The 18,647-nt window shown below is 49.9% G+C and carries 21 protein-coding genes and 2 tRNA genes; 19 read left to right on the top strand and 4 right to left on the bottom strand.

The window, feature by feature from the left end; translation table 11 throughout:
• Window positions 1-13 precede the first annotated feature (13 nt).
• Complete coding sequence (locus ACTHTG_RS01725) at window positions 14-892, bottom strand: DMT family transporter (protein ID WP_308538284.1); 879 nt, start codon at window positions 890-892, stop codon at window positions 14-16.
• Window positions 893-1,129: 237 nt separating this feature from the next.
• Between ACTHTG_RS01725 and ACTHTG_RS01720 the strand changes: the two genes are divergently transcribed.
• The 12 genes from ACTHTG_RS01720 (at window position 1,130) to greB (ending at window position 10,367) form a co-directional block, all read left to right on the top strand.
• Window positions 1,130-1,669 carry a gamma carbonic anhydrase family protein gene (locus ACTHTG_RS01720; RefSeq protein WP_440360503.1) on the top strand — a complete coding sequence of 180 codons (540 nt, stop codon included), beginning with the start codon at window positions 1,130-1,132 and terminating at the stop codon, window positions 1,667-1,669.
• 14 nt (window positions 1,670-1,683) lie between these two features.
• Window positions 1,684-2,283, top strand: coding sequence for a Maf family protein (locus tag ACTHTG_RS01715; RefSeq protein WP_308538285.1), 600 nt, complete (start codon window positions 1,684-1,686; stop codon window positions 2,281-2,283).
• 88 nt (window positions 2,284-2,371) lie between these two features.
• Window positions 2,372-3,151, top strand: coding sequence for a 16S rRNA (adenine(1518)-N(6)/adenine(1519)-N(6))-dimethyltransferase RsmA (gene rsmA, locus ACTHTG_RS01710; RefSeq protein ID WP_308538286.1), 780 nt, complete (start codon window positions 2,372-2,374; stop codon window positions 3,149-3,151).
• 7 nt (window positions 3,152-3,158) lie between these two features.
• Window positions 3,159-3,356 carry a hypothetical protein gene (locus ACTHTG_RS01705; RefSeq protein ID WP_308538287.1) on the top strand — a complete coding sequence of 66 codons (198 nt, stop codon included), beginning with the start codon at window positions 3,159-3,161 and terminating at the stop codon, window positions 3,354-3,356.
• 125 nt (window positions 3,357-3,481) lie between these two features.
• A complete protein-coding gene (locus ACTHTG_RS01700) occupies window positions 3,482-4,210 on the top strand; it encodes an amino acid ABC transporter ATP-binding protein (RefSeq protein WP_308538288.1) in 729 nt (242 codons plus the stop codon).
• A 64-nt stretch (window positions 4,211-4,274) separates the two neighbouring features.
• Window positions 4,275-4,634: a hypothetical protein gene (locus ACTHTG_RS01695; protein WP_003747228.1), complete on the top strand. Its 360-nt coding sequence runs from the start codon at window positions 4,275-4,277 to the stop codon at window positions 4,632-4,634.
• 4 nt (window positions 4,635-4,638) lie between these two features.
• Complete coding sequence (locus tag ACTHTG_RS01690) at window positions 4,639-5,091, top strand: protein YgfX (RefSeq protein ID WP_308538289.1); 453 nt, start codon at window positions 4,639-4,641, stop codon at window positions 5,089-5,091.
• Window positions 5,092-5,129: 38 nt separating this feature from the next.
• On the top strand, window positions 5,130-6,413 hold the full coding sequence (gene folC, locus ACTHTG_RS01685; protein ID WP_440360502.1) for a bifunctional tetrahydrofolate synthase/dihydrofolate synthase: 1,284 nt from the start codon (window positions 5,130-5,132) through the stop codon (window positions 6,411-6,413).
• Between the two features lie 13 nt (window positions 6,414-6,426).
• Window positions 6,427-7,575, top strand: a complete 1,149-nt coding sequence (gene ftsN, locus ACTHTG_RS01680) for a cell division protein FtsN (RefSeq protein WP_308538291.1) — start codon at window positions 6,427-6,429, stop codon at window positions 7,573-7,575.
• The gene (locus ACTHTG_RS01675; RefSeq protein WP_004520152.1) at window positions 7,568-8,101 is read left to right on the top strand and encodes a CvpA family protein; all 534 of its coding nucleotides are present in this window, start codon (window positions 7,568-7,570) and stop codon (window positions 8,099-8,101) included. The genes ftsN and ACTHTG_RS01675 overlap by 8 nt, the downstream gene beginning before the upstream one ends.
• A 152-nt stretch (window positions 8,102-8,253) precedes the next feature.
• A complete protein-coding gene (gene purF, locus ACTHTG_RS01670) occupies window positions 8,254-9,801 on the top strand; it encodes an amidophosphoribosyltransferase (protein ID WP_004520153.1) in 1,548 nt (515 codons plus the stop codon).
• 74 nt (window positions 9,802-9,875) lie between these two features.
• Window positions 9,876-10,367 carry a transcription elongation factor GreB gene (gene greB / locus ACTHTG_RS01665; RefSeq protein WP_004520154.1) on the top strand — a complete coding sequence of 164 codons (492 nt, stop codon included), beginning with the start codon at window positions 9,876-9,878 and terminating at the stop codon, window positions 10,365-10,367.
• Between the two features lie 65 nt (window positions 10,368-10,432).
• On the opposite strand, the gene plsY is transcribed toward greB, so the two are convergent.
• Entirely contained in the window at window positions 10,433-11,044 is a 612-nt protein-coding gene (gene plsY, locus ACTHTG_RS01660) for a glycerol-3-phosphate 1-O-acyltransferase PlsY (RefSeq protein ID WP_440360501.1), read from the bottom strand.
• 57 nt (window positions 11,045-11,101) lie between these two features.
• Here plsY and folB point away from each other — a divergent pair, with 57 nt between their 5' ends.
• Window positions 11,102-11,452, top strand: coding sequence for a dihydroneopterin aldolase (gene folB, locus ACTHTG_RS01655; RefSeq protein WP_049331537.1), 351 nt, complete (start codon window positions 11,102-11,104; stop codon window positions 11,450-11,452).
• Window positions 11,453-11,525: 73 nt separating this feature from the next.
• On the top strand, window positions 11,526-12,062 hold the full coding sequence (locus ACTHTG_RS01650) for an NUDIX hydrolase (RefSeq protein WP_070765389.1): 537 nt from the start codon (window positions 11,526-11,528) through the stop codon (window positions 12,060-12,062).
• A gap of 128 nt (window positions 12,063-12,190) precedes the next feature.
• Here ACTHTG_RS01650 and ACTHTG_RS01645 read toward each other — a convergent pair whose 3' ends face one another.
• Entirely contained in the window at window positions 12,191-12,829 is a 639-nt protein-coding gene (locus ACTHTG_RS01645) for an alpha/beta hydrolase (protein ID WP_049331543.1), read from the bottom strand.
• 41 nt (window positions 12,830-12,870) lie between these two features.
• Window positions 12,871-13,665 (bottom strand): polyamine aminopropyltransferase, encoded by a 795-nt coding sequence (locus ACTHTG_RS01640; protein ID WP_049331546.1) that lies wholly within the window; start codon window positions 13,663-13,665, stop codon window positions 12,871-12,873.
• 215 nt (window positions 13,666-13,880) lie between these two features.
• On the opposite strand from ACTHTG_RS01640, the gene ACTHTG_RS01635 reads away from it, so the two are divergent.
• The 5 genes from ACTHTG_RS01635 to mutS all read left to right on the top strand — a co-directional run bounded on the left by ACTHTG_RS01635 (window position 13,881) and on the right by mutS (window position 18,633).
• Window positions 13,881-13,956: transfer RNA gene (locus tag ACTHTG_RS01635), tRNA-Thr, on the top strand.
• A gap of 36 nt (window positions 13,957-13,992) precedes the next feature.
• Window positions 13,993-14,068, top strand: a tRNA-Thr gene (locus tag ACTHTG_RS01630).
• 128 nt (window positions 14,069-14,196) lie between these two features.
• Window positions 14,197-14,988: a 3-methyl-2-oxobutanoate hydroxymethyltransferase gene (gene panB, locus ACTHTG_RS01625; RefSeq protein ID WP_004521070.1), complete on the top strand. Its 792-nt coding sequence runs from the start codon at window positions 14,197-14,199 to the stop codon at window positions 14,986-14,988.
• A 119-nt stretch (window positions 14,989-15,107) separates the two neighbouring features.
• Complete coding sequence (gene panC, locus ACTHTG_RS01620; protein WP_049333452.1) at window positions 15,108-15,944, top strand: pantoate--beta-alanine ligase; 837 nt, start codon at window positions 15,108-15,110, stop codon at window positions 15,942-15,944.
• A gap of 88 nt (window positions 15,945-16,032) precedes the next feature.
• A complete protein-coding gene (mutS, locus tag ACTHTG_RS01615) occupies window positions 16,033-18,633 on the top strand; it encodes a DNA mismatch repair protein MutS (protein ID WP_440360500.1) in 2,601 nt (866 codons plus the stop codon).
• The last annotated feature ends 14 nt before the right edge of the window (window positions 18,634-18,647 follow it).

Below are 18,647 nucleotides of genomic sequence, written 5' to 3'. Positions count from 1 at the left end.
GCCTTTTTTGCATCTATTTTTTGTCTTTTAACGAACCTAAATAAATTGCCAATAAAGTTAAAGTGGCGCCACTCCATTGGACGATATTAATCGGTTTATCCAGCCAGAAATAATCGATCAACATGGCAGCAACTGGTTCGGAGAGCAGTAGTAGGCCGGTCAGCGATAGGGATAAAAGCGGGATGGCGTAAGCAATCAATGCCCAAGCAAAACATTGCATGACGATGCCGTAGATGGAGACTAGAATCACATCGTTTAAAGTTTTGGGGTAAAGATGGATGGCATCGAATAGCAGTGACGGGATGACCAGCGCCATTGCGCCGCCGAAGCTTAAAATCATCATCAGAGGAAACAAACCAACTTTTTCCTGCTCATGGGTTTTGCGTACGAAGACCATAGACAGGGCCAGCATGGCACCGGATACTACGCCGCTGACAAATCCCCATGCGGCATTGTCGTTATGGCTGAACTCTGGACTGCCGATTAAGGCGACGCCTATGGTGGCCAATATCAAACTTAAAATTTGCAGGGTGCTTAGACGTTCTGAATAAAAGAAGAAGCCGATGGCGGCTAAAAAGAAAATCTGCAGGCTGTTGAGCAAAGTGGAAATTCCGGGACCTACGGCGTGAATGCTTTCGTGCCAAAGGGCGAGGTCGAATGCGAGGAAAACGCCGGATAAGATTGCGTAGCCGACCGTTTTTCTTTTCGTGGGCATTTGTTGTCTGAAAAAACGCCCGAGTAGGAAGAATATAGGGGCGGCGATCAGCAAGCGCCAGAATGCGATGGCGTAAGAGCCGACATCGACAAATTTGACGATCAAACTGCCCAAGCCGAAGACGACGCAGCCGACGACCAGTAGGGGTGCTGCATAATTTCCCGAACGTGTGTTCATCGGCTTCTCCAAGAATGAAATGAAGACGATTATTCCATAAAATATAGCTGGGGCGCTAATGATAAATAGTGGTAAGCCAAGATAAAGGGTTTATGATGAAAGGCCGTCTGAAAACTTTTTCAGACGGCCTTTTGATGATTTTCTGGCTTGATTTCGTATTGTTGTAGTATAAAATCGTTTTACGCCGTGTTTTCAGACGGCCTGATCAGTTTTGGTTTTGAGAAAAGGATATTGGAAATGGCAAACCCTATTCGTGCGTTTTTGGATTATGTGCCGTCGGTTGATGAGTCTTGTTTTGTAGATGAGACTTCGGTAGTGATTGGCGAAGTGTCGCTGGCAGAAGATGTATCGATTTGGCCTTATGCCGTATTGCGCGGCGATATGAACAGTATTTCTATCGGCAAACGCAGCAATGTGCAGGACGGCAGCGTTTTGCATGTGTCGCATAAGAATGCGGCGAAGCCTGACGGTTCGCCTTTGATTATCGGTGATGATGTGACGATTGGGCATAAGGTCATGCTGCATGGTTGCCGAATTGGGAATCGTGTGTTGGTGGGCATGGGCTCGATTATTTTGGATGATACGGTTGTCGAGGATGATGTGATGATAGGCGCGGGCAGTTTGGTACCACCGCGCAAGCGTTTGGAAAGCGGTTTTTTATACGTTGGCTCGCCTGTGAAACAAGTGCGTCCGCTGACTGATGAGGAAAAGGAATTTTTGACGTATTCGTCCGCGCATTATGTCCGCCTGTCCGGTCAGCATAAAATTTCAAAATAAGGAAAACCAATACAATGAACGCAATTTATCTGGCTTCGGGCAGTCCGCGCCGTCGTGAGATTTTGGAGAATTTAGGTTTTACGGTACACCGCCTTCCTGCGGATATTGATGAAACCCCTAAAGAAAGCGAAGCTGCAGTAGAGTATGTGCGCCGTATGGCCTGCGAGAAAAATCAGGCAGCGGTGGCGCAATGGTTTGCTGCTCATGATCAAGAGCCAGAGTTTGCTGTATTGACGGCGGATACGACGGTGGCGGATGGTATAGTTATTTTAGGTAAACCGGAATCCGAGGCGGATGCGGTCGATATGCTGGAACGCTTGTCTGGACGGACGCATCAAGTGCTGACGGCTGTATGCGTTTACTGGCAAGGCGTGCGCCATGATGTGGTGCAGGCGAGCGAAGTGCGCTTTAAAACGTTGACGACTGAGGAGATTGCGGCCTATGTTGCCAGCGGCGAGCCGATGGATAAAGCCGGTGCGTATGGGATTCAGGGCTTGGGCGGCGTATTTGTCGAGCATTTGCAGGGTAGCTTTACTGGCGTGATGGGTTTGCCGGTTTATGAGACCGCGCAACTACTGAAATCTTTGGGTTTGGAAGCGCCGCCGTTTGCTTAAAATTAGGCAAATACCGTCTGAAAGCGTGCCGACAAAAACGCCTGTTTCAGTTACAATACTGCCTTAAACAGCTTGTTTGAAGAAAGATATGAAAGAACATAAGGCCCGGAAACGCTTCGGGCAGAATTTTTTGCAGGATACGCGGATTATTAGCGATATTGTCAACGCAGTCAGACCGCAGCCTGATGATATCGTGATTGAAATCGGCCCGGGCTTGGCCGCCATTACCGAGCCTTTGGCGAAAAAACTCAACTGCCTGCATGTTTGCGAAATCGACCGCGACATCGTACGCCGTCTGAAAACCTTGCCGTTTGCAGATAAATTGGTGATACACGAAGGCGATGTATTGCAGTTTGATTTCAATAGCATTGAAGGCAAGAAAAAAATTGTCGGCAACCTGCCGTACAATATTTCCACGCCGCTTTTGTTCCGATTGAGCGAAGTGGCAGACGATGTGATCGATATGCACTTTATGCTGCAAAAAGAAGTGGTCGAACGCATGGTGGCGCAGCCGGAAACCAACGACTATGGCCGTCTGGGCGTAATGCTGCAATATTTCTTCGATATGGAAATGTTAATTGAAGTACCGCCCGAATCCTTTGATCCTGCGCCGAAAGTAGATTCGGCCATCGTGCGCATGATTCCGGTGAAACACCGTATCGGCAAAGCGGAAGATTTTGAACATTTTGCCAAACTGGTGAAACTGGCTTTCCATCAACGCCGCAAAACCATACGCAATAATTTGAAGGAACTTGCCGGAGATGATGATTTGCAGGCAGTCGGCATCAATCCGCAGGACAGGGCAGAACACATTGCCGCTGAGAAATATGTGGAATTGAGCAATTATCTGGTTCAAAAGGCCGTCTGAAACAGTGATGGCAATTTTTAAGCAACCTCCTATTCAATGGGGGTTTCTAGGTGACTCATATTTGTGGCGCGAGTTGGCGCAGTATTTTTCCGATAAAGACATGCCGCCTGAGCGGCACCGTTTTGAAGCAGCAATTATCGGCGCAGTTTGGGTATTGACCGGGCATCGTCTTGATAGGGAAGAGCAATTTAAAGTCAATCGGTAAAATCAAGGCGGAATCTCCGGCGGCATAGTTAGTTGCCGTTTTTGGCTGGAAACGGCCATTCCTTTGCTTTGGTAGCGGCAAGCGCAACTCAAGTCCCGAAAATTTTGGCAGTTTGGAAAGAAATAATGATTAAATTCAAAAATGTACACAAACATTTTAAAGATTTGCACGTTATCAACGGCGTGAATCTGGAAGTCAAACAAGGCGAAGTGGTCGTTGTATGCGGCCCTTCAGGCAGTGGCAAATCTACGCTGATTCGTACGGTAAACCAACTCGAGCGCATTGAAAGCGGCGAGATTTGGGTGGGCGGCATCAATGTTGCCGATCCGAAAACCGATTTGAACAAAGTGCGCGAAGAAGTGGGTTTTGTGTTCCAAGGATTCAATCTGTATCCACATTTGACCGTCTTGGAAAATATTATTCTTTCTCCGATGAAAGTGAAAAACCAAAGCCGTGAAGAGGCGGAAAAGAAAGCGATGGAGCTTTTGGAACGCGTCGGTTTGGCGCATAAAAAAGACGCGCTGCCCGGTCAGCTTTCAGGCGGTCAGCAGCAGCGTGTGGCGATTGCACGAGGTTTGGCGATGGAGCCACGCGTCATGTTGTTTGACGAGCCGACTTCCGCGCTTGACCCTGAAATGGTTGGCGAAGTATTGAAAGTGATGAAAGACTTGGCGGAAAGCGGCATGACCATGATGTGTGTGACCCATGAAATGGGTTTTGCGCGCGAAGTCGCCGACCGTGTGATTTTTGTCGATAAAGGCCAGATTCTGGAAGATGAAACGCCGGAAGAATTTTTTACCAATCCGAAACACGAGCGTGCCAAACAATTCCTGCAACAGGTGATGACACATTAAAACTCGGGCCGTCTGAAATTTCAGACGGCATGATCGGTTTGAATGATTTTGAAAGTTGAAAATAATGTATTTTGTTGACCGTACTGCTGTTGTGCTGAAGCCGACCGCCCGTTTTTTGGAATGGCTGAAATCCGCCGATGAAAATATGCCCGACCTGACCGTCGAGCAACTGCGCACCAACTGCTCCGTATTCCTTGTGCCGCAATTTGACGAACCCGAATCCGTCATTTCTTATTTTGACGAACGCTATCAGCAGATTTTTGAAGCCGAATTGGCAGGCTGGGACATCGATAAAAGCAAATGGCCGCAAGACATGAGCTTGAAGGCTTTTTGGGAATTTTTCGATACCGAAATCCACGATATGGTTTTGGATATGGAAGAGGCGGAATTGAACATTACGCCTGTTTTCGACAATATGATGTAAAGCCGTGCGAAGTTTTCAGACGGCCTTAAAGCCCTCGCGTTCTTTGAAAATTCTGATTGTCTTCTTACACCTTTCGGCGTTGGCCTTATGCCTTGCCGAGTTTTACGGCTGGATGATGTGGCTGGGTTTGGCGGCATTGGCCGGCAGTTTTGCCTATGCTTGGCGCAGCGTTAATTTTCAGACTCAAAATGCGGTCAGAAAAATCATCATCGACCGCCAATACCGTGCGACGGTTTACTTGAATGATGAGGAAGAGGGAAGAAGCGCGGTTTTGCAAGACGGCAGTATGTTGACAGTTTATGCTTTGTTTTTGCAATGGAATGTTGACGGAAAAATGGTTAAACACTGCATCTTGCCTGATATGGCCGACCGCGATGCCTACCGCCGTCTGAAAGTGTGGGCGCGCTGGTGTCGTGAAAAAGAAGACAAAGCAGAACTTGCGGCAGATATGGATTAAACGGCTGTTTCAGACGGCCTTTTGAAGCGATAAATACAATGAAAACATTACAAAACTGGCTTTCTCATTTGGAGACTGCCCATAGTTCCGGCCTTATCGATATGGGCTTGGAGCGCGTGGGAGAAGTGAAAAAACGTATGAATTTGGTGCCGCAATGTCCTGTCGTCGTGGTGGCGGGTACCAATGGCAAAGGTTCCGTATGCGCCTATTTGTCGCATATTTATAAAGAGGCCGGTTTCAAAGTCGGTACGCTGACCAGTCCTCATCTTCTGCGTTACAACGAACGAATCGCCATCAACACTCAGCCAGTTTCAGATCAATTGATTGTTTCCTCATTTGAGCGTATCGAAGCGGCGCGCGGTGAAATTTCGCTGACGTATTTTGAGTTTAATGCTTTGGCTGCCGTTGATATTTTCATGCATGAAAATGTGGATGTAATGATTTTGGAAGTCGGTTTGGGCGGGCGATTGGATGCTGTGAATGTATTCGATGGCGACTGCTCGGTCGTTACCAGCGTGGATTTGGATCATCAGGCATTTTTGGGTGATACTGTCGAACAGGTCGGTTTTGAAAAAGCCGGAGTGTTCCGTAGCGGCAAACCAGCCGTGTGTGGTCAGAATCCTGCGCCTGAATCATTGGTCAAACACGCAGAAGAAATTGGCGCAAAACTATTGATGGTTCAGCGAGATTTTGATTTTGCGTCAATGGAAAGCGTACAGTGGAACTACCGCTTCCATCCGCAATCTTCAGACGGCCAAAGCCGTAACCGCAATTCCTTGCCGTTTCCTGCTTTACGCGGTGCCTATCAGTTGTCTAATGCCGCGTGTGCATTGACGGTGCTGGAATGTTTGAACGAACAATTGCCGGTTGATATCGGCGCGATTAAACGCGGTTTGCTGTTGGTTGAGAATCCTGGACGTTTCCAAGTTTTGCCCGGCCGTCCGCTGGTGGTTTTGGATGTCGGCCACAATCCGCACGCAGCCCGTGCTTTGCGCCGTAGCCTGATTAACCTTGCCTTTGCCCAAAAACGTACCGCCGTATTCAGTATGTTGTCCGATAAAGATATTGATGGCGTGCTGGAAATCGTTAAAGATCAGTTTGACGAGTGGAATATCGCGCCTTTAGATGTACCGCGCGGCATGACGGCGGAGGCTTTGCAGGCTAAACTGTCTGAACACGGCATCGACAATGTAAATGTTTTTGAAACTGTCGCTGCTGCCTACCGCGCTGCTTTGGCTAAAGCAACCGAAAATGATAGAATCGTTGTTTTCGGCTCATTCCATACTGTTGCCGATGTAATGGCTGTTTTGAAAGAACACTAACGAGGAAATTATCATGTCCGACAATAAACAAAAAGAAACTCCAAACGGATACGATTTAGACGGTTACGAACGACTCAAACGTCGCAACCGCCGTCGCTTGGTCTTGGCCTCCGGCTTGGTGGTAGCATCGGGTATGCTGTTCGGTTTGGCACTGACTTCCGGCGACGATAAAAATTCACCGTTTAAAGAAGCGCCTGTCGGTCAGAGCCAAGTCAAAACGGCTGATGAGCCGAGCAAGGCGGTTGTTTTAGAGCCGAATAAAGAGGATGTTGCCGCTGCTGAGGAGGCTGCCCGCCATGCTGATGCCGAAGCATCAAATAAACCGCAAAATGCAGGCGACGAAGAAGACAATGCGCCGGTTGAAGTATTGAAGCCAAACCGTGAATCTGCTCCCGAAGATGTTGGCGAGCCGTTGGTTTTGATCAACGATACTTTGGATGACGGCAATATTAAAGGCTTGGAAGAGTCCGAACGTATTCAACGTGCCGAGGCTGCCAAGCGTGAAGCTGCGGAGCGCCGAGCCGAAGAACGCCGCCAACGTCAGGCTGAACAACGTGCCGCTGCAGCCCGTAAAACACAAGCCCAACAGGAAGCTGTTGAGAAAGAAAGCGCATTGGCAGCTAAAAAACGTGCACTTCAAGCGCGTGCTGAAAAAGCAGAGCGTGAAGCTGCTGCTGAACGCAATAAATTAGCACAATTGGAAAAAGCAGAGAAAGCCATTGCCGAGCGTAAATCTGCCAAAAACAGCAAAGACAGCGTAAAAGACAAGGCCGAACCTACTAAGAAAGCAGAAGCCAAAGTTGAAAAACCAAAAAATGAAAAAGCTAAACCAGAAACGGCCAAAGCAGAAAAAGCCGATAAGGTAAAAACTGCCGAGAAGCCGTCTGAAAAAGCCAAACCTAAAGCTGAAAAAGAAAAAGCAGAAGCTAAACCTGCTAAAAAGGCCGCTATTCAGGCTGGTTATGCTGAAAAAGAACGCGCACAAAGCCTGCAACGTAAAATGAAAGCCGCAGGTATCGATTCGACCATTACTGAAGTGATGACCGATAAAGGTAAGGTGTATCGCGTGAAATCAGCCAGTTATAAAAATGCACGCGATGCAGAGCGCGATTTGAACAAATTGCGTGTACATGGCATTGCCGGTCAGGTGACCAGTGAGTAATTTGCCTGTTGCCGATTTGTTGGCTGCCGCTGTCATCGTCATCTGCATCATTATCTCGTTGACACGGGGTATTATTGCTGAAGCAGGGGCGATGGTGGCGTGGGTGGTATCGTTTATTGCAGCCAGAACGCTTGCCGTTCCGTTTGCCGATGTGGTCTTTAAATCGGTTGAGCCGCATTCTTTGGGGGTTGCCATGGGTTTTGCCGCTGTGTTTTTTCTGGCATGGCTGTTGCAGAAACTGGCACGATCGCTGTTGAGCAGTTTGATGTCTGCCGTTGGTTTGGGAAGCATCAACCGTTTGCTTGGCGGCGTATTCGGTGCAGTGAAAGGTGTGATTTTGGTAACACTGGCTGTGATGGTTTTTTCGCATACCGATTTGCCGAAGACGGAAGAGTGGCAAAGTTCCCATACGATTCCGTATTTTGAATCACTTGCTGATGCTGCGATGCCTTATCTGCCTAGAAAAGGTACCGCAATGCCCCATCTTTCTGGTAAAGCGGCTGAAGTAGAAGAATTGGATGATTGAGTTTGACGGATTCAGACGGCCTATAGGCCGTCTGAATCCGTTTTTATTTGCGTAAATTTAGCATCATATTGTCAACAATTTGAGCAAACTCATCTAAATTATTTTATAATGACGGCTTACCCATTTAATCTTCAAACTCGGAGAAGCACGATATGTGTGGTGTATTAGGTTTGGTTAGTCATGAACCGGTCAATCAGATGTTGTATGATGGTTTGCAGATGTTGCAACACCGTGGTCAGGACGCAGCAGGTATTGTTACTGCCGAAGGCAATATATTTCATATGCACAAGGGCAAGGGCATGGTGCGCGAAGTGTTCCGTACCCGTAATATGCGTGACTTGGTCGGTAATGCAGGCATTGCACATGTCCGCTATCCGACTGCAGGCAATGCGGGCAGCAGCGCAGAAGCCCAGCCGTTTTATGTCAGCTCCCCATTCGGCATTGTTTTGGCACACAATGGTAATCTGACCAATACTGAAGAGCTCTATGAAAACGTATGCAACAAACACCTGCGCCACGTTAATACCAGCTCCGATTCTGAAGTCCTACTCAATGTATTCGCACACGAATTACGCCGCAAAGTCTCTAAAAATACAGTTTCTTACCAACTCACTATCGACAATATTTTCAACGCCGTTTCTGAAGTGCACCGTTTGGTGCGCGGCGCATACGGCGTAGTAGCCATGATTGCAGGATACGGCATGCTGGCTTTCCGGGATCCTTTCGGTATCCGTCCGTTGGTTTTGGGTTCGCAAATTGACGAATCCGGCAAAAAATCTTATGCCGTTGCCTCCGAATCCGTTGCCTTTAATGCACTTGCCTATGATTTGGAACGCGATATCCAGCCGGGAGAAGCCGTATTTATTGGTTTTGATGGCACGATTATTTCCCGTCAATGCAGCGATAAAGCCAAATTAAGCCCTTGTCTTTTTGAATATGTTTATTTTGCCCGCCCGGACTCCGTCATCGATGGCGTTTCCGTTTATCAGTCCCGTATGGATATGGGCGTATCTTTGGCAGAAAAAATCAAACGCGAGCTGCCTGTCGATGATATCGATGTCGTGATGCCGATTCCCGATACCAGCCGACCCAGCGCGATGGAGCTTGCCGTCCATCTCGAAAAACCTTACCGCGAAGGTCTGATTAAAAACCGCTACATCGGCCGCACCTTTATTATGCCCGGCCAAGCAACACGCAAAAAATCAGTGCGCCAAAAACTCAGCCCGATGGAAACCGAGTTTAACGGCAAAAGCGTTTTGTTGGTGGATGATTCCATCGTGCGCGGTACGACCAGCCGTGAAATCGTTGAAATGGTACGCGCGGCAGGCGCACGCAAAGTTTACATTGCGTCTGCTGCTCCCGAAGTGCGCTATCCGAATGTGTACGGTATCGATATGCCGACCCGTGAAGAACTGATTGCAAACGGCCGCAGCGCAGCAGAAATCGCAACCGAGATTGGCGCGGATGGCATCGTCTTCCAAAACTTAGAAGACTTGGAAGCAGTAGTCAAAGCACTCAATCCAAAAATCGAATCCTTTGATTCTTCATGTTTCAACGGTGTTTATCAAACCGGCGATATCGATGAAGTGTATCTAAACCGTCTCTCTACCGAAAAATCAGGTTGTGGCGGCTTGAAAGTTCATCCAAGCAAAATGGAACACAGCATCAGTATCAGTGATAGCGATGATGATGAAGAATAAAGTAAATTGACTTACAATAAAGGCCGTCTGAAAATTAACGTTCAGACGGCCTTTAATTATGTTTTAAACACATCATGAGTACCGAAACCAAAAATTACATCACGCCTACCGGTTGGCAGGCATTGAAAGACGAACTTTATCACCTGGTCAACAAAGAACGCCCGGAAATCGTCCAAATCGTTAACTGGGCGGCAAGCAATGGAGACCGCAGCGAAAATGGTGACTATCTTTACGGCAAACGCCGTATGCGCGAAATCGACCGCCGTATCCGCTTCCTAACCAAACGCTTGGAAGCAGCCGTTGTCGTCGACCCTGAAGCGCGCGAAGCCACGGACCAGGTTTTTTTCAGCGCCACCGTTGGCTTATTGCGCGGAGACGGTCGTGAACAAACCGTCAAAATCGTCGGCGTAGATGAAATCGATACTGCTAAAAACAAAATCTCATGGATTTCCCCTTTGGCGCGCAGCCTGATTAAAGCACGCGAAGGCGATGAAGTTGTCTTGAATACACCGGAAGGGCGTGAGGTTATAGAGATTCTGTCGGTGGAATATATTAAGATTGACTGATTATGCGTGAATAAAAACTATAAAGGCCGTCTGAAAAATATATTTTCAGACGGCCATCTACACTTTTAAGATTTTCCGGCTTTATCCCCGATTTTGCTTTCTTTGCCTTGAATCAGGTTTTGAATATTGCTTTTATGGCGGTACAACACCAATGCTGCAATGAATACGGTTGCCCATGCCCAAGAGGCGTGTGGCATCATGAAGAAGGCGAAGATTGGGGCACAGACGGTGGCGACCAGTGCAGCGAGGGAGGATACTTTGAAACCGAATGCCATGACCAGCCAAATTAAGGCACAGAGCAGGGCGGTTGCAGGGGAGAGGGCGAGCAAGACACCCAATGCGGTGGCTACGCCTTTGCCGCCTTTAAAATTGAAAAATATTGGCCACATATGACCGACCAATGCGGCGATGGCAACCAGTGCTATCGTTGCATCAGACAAATTTAAAGTATCTTGCAGACAGCGTGCCAAGATGACGGCAACCAAGCCTTTTACTGCATCGCCGAGCAGGGTCAGTGCGGCCGCTTTTTTCTTACCGCTGCGCAAGACGTTGGTGGCGCCGGGGTTGCCAGAGCCGTAAGTGCGCGGATCGTCCATGCCGTAATATTTTGATACGATGACGGCAAAAGACAGGGAGCCGATAAGATAGGCGGCAATAATGGCGAGTACATTGAACATTTTGGGTGCTTTACTTAAAATGGGAACGGATATTCTATCAAAAAAACGGACAGGCAAATGGATAAAATCTTTTTGTGCGGCATGAAGGCCGATACTTTAATCGGCGTATATGATTGGGAACGCGAGCGTAAACAGACTTTGATTTTGGATTTGGAAATCAGTGTTCCCGAGCGTACCGGCACGAGCGACGATATCGGCGATACCATCCATTATGGCGAAGTATGCGAAGTCGTACGCCGCAGCCTTGCCGAACAGGATTTTTTACTGCTGGAAACTTTGGCGGAACATATCGCCCAATTGATTTTGAATGATTTTGGTGCGGCCAAAGTGCGCGTCCGTATTGTGAAACCGGGTATCTTGCCCGATGTGGCGCAGGTCGGTATTGAAATTGAACGTGTTCGGGAATAGGGCTTATCTATGCCGTCTGAAAAAGCATTTCAGACGGCCTTTAATATTTAATAATTTGGAAATGAGGTAAAAAATGGATTTGAAAGAAACTAAATTAAGCAGCGAGCCAATCTACGAAGGTTCTTTTGTTACCATCAGCCGCGATCGGGTGCGCCTGCCCAACGGCAACGAAAGCCAACGGGTTGTGATCCGCCATCCGGGTGCTGCGTGTGTGTTGGCGGAAACGGAAGACGGCAAAGTTGTTTTGGTTCGCCAATGGCGTTATGCCGCCGATCAGGCGACGTTGGAATTGCCGGCGGGTAAATTGGATGTGGCGGATGAAGATCCTGCCGAATGCGCTTTGCGTGAGTTGGCAGAAGAAACGCCATACGTTGCCGACAGCGTCAAACTGTTGTACTCCTTTTATACAGCAGTCGGTTTTTGCGATGAAAAAATGTATCTCTACCAAGCGCAAGGTGTGCGTTTAGGCAGCGAGTTGAGCAATGATGAGGATGAAATTACAGAAACCGTCCTGATGAGCAAGGACGAGGTGCGCAATGCATTGGCAAACGATAAAATCAAAGATGGTAAGACTTTGATTGGTTTGCAGTATTGGTTGACTCAGAATTGATATGTTAAGCAGAAAATCCTTGATGGATTTCTGAATACTTGAGCCTGATATTTGATAATAAGGTTTCATACAAACAAGGCCGTCTGAAAAAGCTTTCAGACGGCCTTGTTTTATTTTGTAGCCGGATTTTAGCCTAATAAAGCCGGTGCAAACCGTGTAATCGTATCGCGTAAAACGATGAGTTTGCCGTGGAAGAAGTGGGACGAGCCGGCAATGGTTACAACTGGCAGGCCTTGTGGTTCTGCCCATGTCAGGGCTTTGTTGATTTCGACGACTTCGTCTTCCGCGCCATGAATCATCAATGTTTTGGCGATATCGGGAACGTCGGATGGTTCAGGACGGTCGGTGTAGTGATGGACGGCAGCGCCCATCAGCAACAGCAAATCAGGCGTGCGTTCTTGGGCGGCAAAGGTGGAAACGTAGCCGCCAAATGAAAAGCCAGCCAGGGCGAATTGCGGTGCGTCTGGATGTTGCGCGCGGGCGTAGTCGATAACGGCAATGCAGTCATGCGTTTCGCCGCGGCCGTAGTCGTGTTCGCCTTCGCTATTGCCTACGCCGCGCAAATTGGGCAGGTAGCAATGGAAACCGAGTTGGCTGAGGGCTTTGGCGGCGGTTTGGATGACTTTGTTGGTGTTGGTGCCGCCTTGCAGGGGATTGGGGTGGTTGATGACGGCAACGCCGCGGGCGGATTCTTGTGTGCTTGGCAGGTAGATGGTTTCCAGTAAACCGGCCGGGCCGGGGATTTGAATGATGTCGGGTTTGAGCATGAGTGTGTCCTTGTTTGTTTTTTCAGACGGCCTGAAGCGGTTTACAGATAAAAATTCTTGCCGTTGTTTTGGTTGTTGGCTTTCAAATCAGCAAGCATCCGTTTGAAGTCCAAGCCGTATTTTTCGCTTAATTTTTCGGCGCGTTTTTTCAGGTTGTCGAGATTTTGTTCTTTAGGGCTACTTTGGAACGCCATGACCGCTACGTTGCCGTGGCTCTCAGCAGGCAGCTCGAGCACGCGGCCGTCAAAGACGTTGAGCAGGCGTTCGACAAAGCGTTGGTAACGCTGGTCGCCGCTCCACCAGTTGGTGACAAATACGCCGTCTGAAGAGAGGGCGTTGCGGCAGTCTTGGAAGAAGGGCTCTTCCACCAAAGTATCGATAATCTGTTCGCCGTCAAAACCATCTACCAAAATCACATCGGTATTGTGGCGGAACACTTTAATATATTCCGCGCCATCCGCCTCGATAATTTCAAAATTTTCGCCTTCGTGCGGCAATTCAAACAGGCTGCGCGCCACGGCGATGACTTGCGGATTGATGTCAATGGCGGTTTGCTTGGTGTGGGGCAGATAGCTGTCTATCCAACGGGCAAACGAGCCGCCGCCCAAGCCGATTTGGGTGATGTGTTTGGGCGGGGTTTCTGCAAACAGCAGCCAACCCATCATGGCGCGGCTGTACGACAACACAAGCTTGGACGGATGATCGACATTCATGGAGCTTTGAATGGTGTCGCTGCCCAAGTGGAGGGAACGGATATTGCCTTCTTCGGAAATGCCGACTTCGGGCAGATGGGATTTAGCTGGGCGCAGGCGGCGGTAAGGATGGCGGGGTGGCATGGGTGCAGACGAAAGATGTAAAAGGCGTTATTTTAACAGAAACAATGATGTTTTGTGCTGGAGCGGTTTTCAGACGGCCTTTGAGCGTGTTGAATTGAGAGGTAAGGTATTTATTTAATTTTCTTTAAAATCATTGGTTTTTATAATTTCGTGAGTAACTTTGTTTTAAAATGCTTGCCAAAATGGGAACTTATCGGCATAATTCCGACTTCTTTGCCGGTATAGCTCAGTTGGTAGAGCACCTGACTTGTAATCAGGGGGTCCCGAGTTCGACTCTTGGTGCCGGCACCAGTTAAAGACTGATGGTGCCGCAAGGCATTTCAGTAGGCCGGTATAGCTCAGTTGGTAGAGCACCTGACTTGTAATCAGGGGGTCCCGAGTTCGACTCTTGGTGCCGGCACCAATTAAAAGCCCGATTGTGAAAGCAGTCGGGCTTTTTGCTTATGCTTTGATATTTTAAAAGCAGACCTTATAATACCGCGTTTCCATTACAACAAAGGGCTGCCCGTCGGGCGGAACACACAAAACACCATGATTACCGTAAACACTTTGCAAAAAATGAAAGCAGAGGGCGAAAAAATCGCCATGCTGACCGCTTATGAATCCAGCTTTGCCGCGCTGATGGACAATGCCGGCGTAGATGTATTGCTGGTCGGTGATTCTTTGGGTATGGCGGTGCAAGGTCGTCAGTCCACTTTGCCAGTGAGCTTGCAGGATATGTGCTACCACACTGAATGCGTGGCTCGCGGCACTCAAAATGCCATGATTGTCAGTGATTTGCCATTTGGCGCATATCAGCAGAGCAAAGAGCAGGCATTTGCGGCGGCGGCAGAGTTGATGGCGGCCGGCGCGCATATGGTCAAGCTCGAAGGCGGTGTCTGGATGGCGGAGACCACTGAATTTCTGCAAATGCGCGGTATCCCTGTTTGCGCCCACATCGGCCTGACCCCGCAATCCGTGTTTGCATTCGGCGGCTATAAAGTTCAAGGCCGAGGCGATAAGGCGGAAGCGTTGCTCAACGACGCCAAAGCGCATGATGCGGCAGGTGCGGCAATCGTATTGATGGAATGCGTTCCTGCGGAGTTGGCGAAAAAAGTGACCGAAACCGTTTCTTGCCCGACCATCGGTATTGGCGCAGGCGTGGATTGCGACGGTCAGGTTTTGGTGATGCACGATATGCTCGGCATTTTCCCCGGTAAAACCGCCAAATTCGTGAAGAACTTTATGCAGGGCAAAGACAGCGTTCAAGCTGCGGTCAAAGCTTATGTGGACGAAGTCAAAGCAAAAACGTTCCCATCTGTCGAACATACATTTGCCGGATAAAATAAAAACCAGGCCGTCTGAAACTTATTTCAGACGGCCTTTTTAATGAATAAAAGCGTATAATCGGCGCGTGATTTCCGTTGATAAAACGGCGGAAAAGATAAAGGATTTTTCAAACCATGCAAATCATTCATACGATTAAAGAATTGCGCGAGTGGCGCAAAACTGCCGGAAAAGTGGCATTTGTACCGACTATGGGCAATCTGCACGAGGGCCATCTTGCGCTGGTGCGCGAAGCAAAAAAACGTGCCGATAACGTTGTGGTCAGCATTTTTGTCAACCGCCTGCAATTCGGACAAGGCGAGGATTTCGACAAATATCCGCGCACTTTGCAACAAGATGCCGACAAATTGGCAGGAGAGGGCGTTGCCGTCGTGTTTGCGCCTGATGAAAAAGAGCTGTATCCGAATGTGGAACAGCGTTTCAATGTCGAGCCTCCGCACCTGCAAAACGAATTGTGCGGCAAATTCCGCCCGGGCCATTTCCGCGGCGTTGCGACCGTTGTGACCAAGTTGTTCAACATCGTTCAACCCGATACCGCCTGTTTCGGTAAAAAAGACTATCAGCAGCTGGCGATTATCAAAGGCTTTGTCGAAGACTTGAATTTCAATATCGAAATCGTCCCGGTTGATACCGGCCGCGCTTCAGACGGCCTGGCACTTTCCAGCCGCAACCAATATTTGAGCGAAGCAGAGCGCGCAGAAGCACCGCGCCTCTATCAAGAGTTGCAAAACATTGCCACTGCCCTGAAAAACGGCAATCTTAATTACGCCCAGCTTGAGGCCGAATGTATCCGCCGTTTGACCGATGCCGGCTGGGTGGTTGATTATGTTGAAATCCGCCATGCACAGAGCTTGGCAGTAGCTCATGTTGGCGATAAAGAATTGGTGGTGCTTGCCGCTGCCCGTTTGGGTGCCACGCGCCTGATTGATAATTTGGAAGTGGCTTTGGCTTAAAACCAAGCTGCTGTTAAAGGCCGTCTGAAACCTGTTTTTCAGACGGCCTTTTGTTACAATAACGCTTTTGCGTTTCTAAGGCTTTTCCATGTCCAAACCCACCGTTTCCCCGATGATGCAGCAGTATCTCGCCATCAAATCGCAACACGCCGACAAGCTGGTGTTTTACCGCATGGGCGATTTTTACGAGTTGTTTTTGGATGACGCAGTGGAGGCGGCAAAGCTGTTGGACATTACCCTGACCACGCGCGGGCAGATGGACGGCGTGCCGATTAAGATGGCAGGTGTGCCGTTTCATGCGGCGGAGCAGTATCTGGCGCGACTGGTTAAGATGGGCAAAAGCGTGGCGGTGTGCGAGCAGGTGGGCGAAGTCGGCGCAAGTAAAGGGCCAGTGGAGCGCAAAGTCGTGCGCATCGTGACTCCCGGCACGCTGACCGACGCGGCGTTTTTGGAAGACAAGGAAACCAACCGCATTGTGGCGGTAAACGCAGACAAGAAAAACGTTGCCATTGCATGGGCTTCTTTGCAAAGCGGCGAATTCAAAACCAAGCTGACGACGGCGGGCAAACTCGCCGACGAGTTGGCGCGTTTGCAGGCGGCGGAAATCCTGTTGCCCGAAGGCAAAAGCCTGCCTGATGGGTTTCAGACGACCTCCGCCAACATCACGCGCCTGAACTCGTGGCAGTTTGCCGCCGACGCGGGCGCGAAATTGTTGACCGAATACTTCGGCTGCCAAGACCTGCACGGCTTCGGTTTGGACGGCAAGGAACACGAAGCCGCCGTCGGCGCGGCGGGCGCGCTGTTGAACTACATCCGCCTGACGCAAAACCTGATGCCGCAACATTTAGACGGCATTTCGCTCGAAACCGACAGCCAATATATCGGCATGGACGCCGCCACGCGCCGCAATCTCGAAATCGCGCAAACCCTCTCCGGCAAAAAATCGCCGACCCTGTTTTCCATACTCGACGGCTGCGCCACCCACATGGGCAGCCGCCTCTTGGCACTCTGGCTGCACCACCCCTTACGTAGCCGCGCCCACATCCGCGCCCGCCAAGAAGCCGTTGCCGCGCTGGGTTCACAATATGAAACCCTGCAAGGCCGTCTGAAAAACATTGCGGACATCGAACGCATCGCCGCCCGCATCGCCGTCGGCAACTCTCGTCCGCGCGACCTCGCCGCCCTGCGCGACAGCCTGTTTTCCCTGAATGAAATCGAATTGTCCGCCGAGGGCAGTAGTCTCTTAGAAACCCTCAAAGCCGTTTTCCCCGAAACCCTGCCCGTTGCCGAAACCCTTAAAGCCGCCGTGATGCCTGAACCTGCCGTCTGGCTCAAAGACGGCGGTGTCATCAACCAAGGCTATTCGGCAGAACTCGACGAGTTGCGCCACATCCAAAACCACGGCGACGAATTCCTGCTCGAGCTTGAAGCGCGCGAACGCGAACGCACCGGCCTCTCCACCCTCAAAGTCGAGTTCAACCGTGTCCACGGCTTCTACATCGAGCTATCCAAAGTCCAGGCCGAACAAGCCCCCGCCGACTACCAACGCCGCCAGACCCTGAAAAACGCTGAACGCTTCATCACCCCCGAACTCAAAACCTTCGAAGATAAGGTCCTGACCGCGCAAGAGCAGGCATTGGCATTGGAAAAACGCCTGTTTGAAGCTCTGCTGAAAGAAGTTCAGACGGCCTTGCCGCAGCTTCAAAAAGCAGCCAAAGCCGCCGCTGCACTCGACGTACTTTCTACGTTTGCCGCGATTGCGGCCGAACGCGGCTTCGTCTGCCCCGAGTTTGCCGACTATCCGGTCATACATATCGAAAACGGCCGCCATCCCGTCGTTGAGCAACAAGTGCGCCACTTCACCGCCAACCACACCCGACTCGACCACAAACACCGTCTCATGCTCCTGACCGGCCCCAACATGGGCGGTAAATCCACTTACATGCGCCAAGTCGCCCACATCGTTCTCATGGCGCACACCGGCAGCTTCGTGCCTGCCGATTCAGCCCAAATCGGCCCCATCGACCAAATCTTTACCCGTATCGGCGCATCGGACGACCTAGCTTCCAACCGCTCCACCTTTATGGTCGAAATGAGCGAAACCGCCTACATCCTCCACCACGCCACCGAGCAATCCCTCGTCCTCATGGACGAAGTCGGTCGCGGAACTTCGACTTTTGACGGCCTCGCCCTTGCCCAAGCCATCGCCGAACATTTGCTGCAAAAAAACAAATCCTTCAGCCTCTTTGCCACCCACTATTTCGAGCTGACCAAATTGCCCGAAGCCCACGCAACGGCAGTCAATATGCACCTCTCCGCGCTTGAGCAAGGGCAGGACATTGTCTTCCTCCACCACATCGAGCCAGGCCCTGCCAGCAAAAGCTACGGTATCGCCGTTGCCAAACTCGCAGGCCTGCCCAACCGCGCTTTGAAAGCGGCTCAAAAGCATTTAAACGATTTGGAAAACCAAGCCGCCGCCAACCGTCCACAGTTGGATATTTTCAGCGCGATGCGGTCTGAAAATAGGGAAGATGAGGAAGGGAAAGAACAAGAAATTGAACCTGTCGATAATTTGCAGACCAATGAATTGGCTGAGGCGTTAGTGCAAATTCAGCCAGACAACCTCACGCCGCGCGAAGCCTTGGATGCCTTGTATCGTTTGAAAGATATCTGCAACAAGGCGTCGTAAATAACTTAAAGGCC

The sequence above is a fragment of the Neisseria sp. P0017.S009 genome (assembly GCF_051957375.1).
Taxonomy (GTDB): Bacteria; Pseudomonadota; Gammaproteobacteria; order Burkholderiales; family Neisseriaceae; genus Neisseria; species Neisseria perflava.
The sequence above is the reverse complement of the archived record's forward strand: the minus strand, read 5'-3'. Positions and strand labels throughout refer to the sequence as shown.

What these genes read in the sequence shown, in the direction of transcription:
- ACTHTG_RS01725 (WP_308538284.1), bottom strand. Translation starts at nt 892, where the DNA reads ATGAACACACGTTCGGGAAATTATGCAGCACCCCTACTGGTCGTCGGC.
- ACTHTG_RS01720 (WP_440360503.1), top strand. Translation starts at nt 1,130, where the DNA reads ATGGCAAACCCTATTCGTGCGTTTTTGGATTATGTGCCGTCGGTTGAT.
- ACTHTG_RS01715 (WP_308538285.1), top strand. Translation starts at nt 1,684, where the DNA reads ATGAACGCAATTTATCTGGCTTCGGGCAGTCCGCGCCGTCGTGAGATT.
- rsmA (WP_308538286.1), top strand. Translation starts at nt 2,372, where the DNA reads ATGAAAGAACATAAGGCCCGGAAACGCTTCGGGCAGAATTTTTTGCAG.
- ACTHTG_RS01705 (WP_308538287.1), top strand. Translation starts at nt 3,159, where the DNA reads ATGGCAATTTTTAAGCAACCTCCTATTCAATGGGGGTTTCTAGGTGAC.
- ACTHTG_RS01700 (WP_308538288.1), top strand. Translation starts at nt 3,482, where the DNA reads ATGATTAAATTCAAAAATGTACACAAACATTTTAAAGATTTGCACGTT.
- ACTHTG_RS01695 (WP_003747228.1), top strand. Translation starts at nt 4,275, where the DNA reads ATGTATTTTGTTGACCGTACTGCTGTTGTGCTGAAGCCGACCGCCCGT.
- folC (WP_440360502.1), top strand. Translation starts at nt 5,130, where the DNA reads ATGAAAACATTACAAAACTGGCTTTCTCATTTGGAGACTGCCCATAGT.
- ftsN (WP_308538291.1), top strand. Translation starts at nt 6,427, where the DNA reads ATGTCCGACAATAAACAAAAAGAAACTCCAAACGGATACGATTTAGAC.
- purF (WP_004520153.1), top strand. Translation starts at nt 8,254, where the DNA reads ATGTGTGGTGTATTAGGTTTGGTTAGTCATGAACCGGTCAATCAGATG.
- greB (WP_004520154.1), top strand. Translation starts at nt 9,876, where the DNA reads ATGAGTACCGAAACCAAAAATTACATCACGCCTACCGGTTGGCAGGCA.
- plsY (WP_440360501.1), bottom strand. Translation starts at nt 11,044, where the DNA reads ATGTTCAATGTACTCGCCATTATTGCCGCCTATCTTATCGGCTCCCTG.
- folB (WP_049331537.1), top strand. Translation starts at nt 11,102, where the DNA reads ATGGATAAAATCTTTTTGTGCGGCATGAAGGCCGATACTTTAATCGGC.
- ACTHTG_RS01650 (WP_070765389.1), top strand. Translation starts at nt 11,526, where the DNA reads ATGGATTTGAAAGAAACTAAATTAAGCAGCGAGCCAATCTACGAAGGT.
- ACTHTG_RS01645 (WP_049331543.1), bottom strand. Translation starts at nt 12,829, where the DNA reads ATGCTCAAACCCGACATCATTCAAATCCCCGGCCCGGCCGGTTTACTG.
- ACTHTG_RS01640 (WP_049331546.1), bottom strand. Translation starts at nt 13,665, where the DNA reads ATGCCACCCCGCCATCCTTACCGCCGCCTGCGCCCAGCTAAATCCCAT.
- panB (WP_004521070.1), top strand. Translation starts at nt 14,197, where the DNA reads ATGATTACCGTAAACACTTTGCAAAAAATGAAAGCAGAGGGCGAAAAA.
- panC (WP_049333452.1), top strand. Translation starts at nt 15,108, where the DNA reads ATGCAAATCATTCATACGATTAAAGAATTGCGCGAGTGGCGCAAAACT.
- mutS (WP_440360500.1), top strand. Translation starts at nt 16,033, where the DNA reads ATGTCCAAACCCACCGTTTCCCCGATGATGCAGCAGTATCTCGCCATC.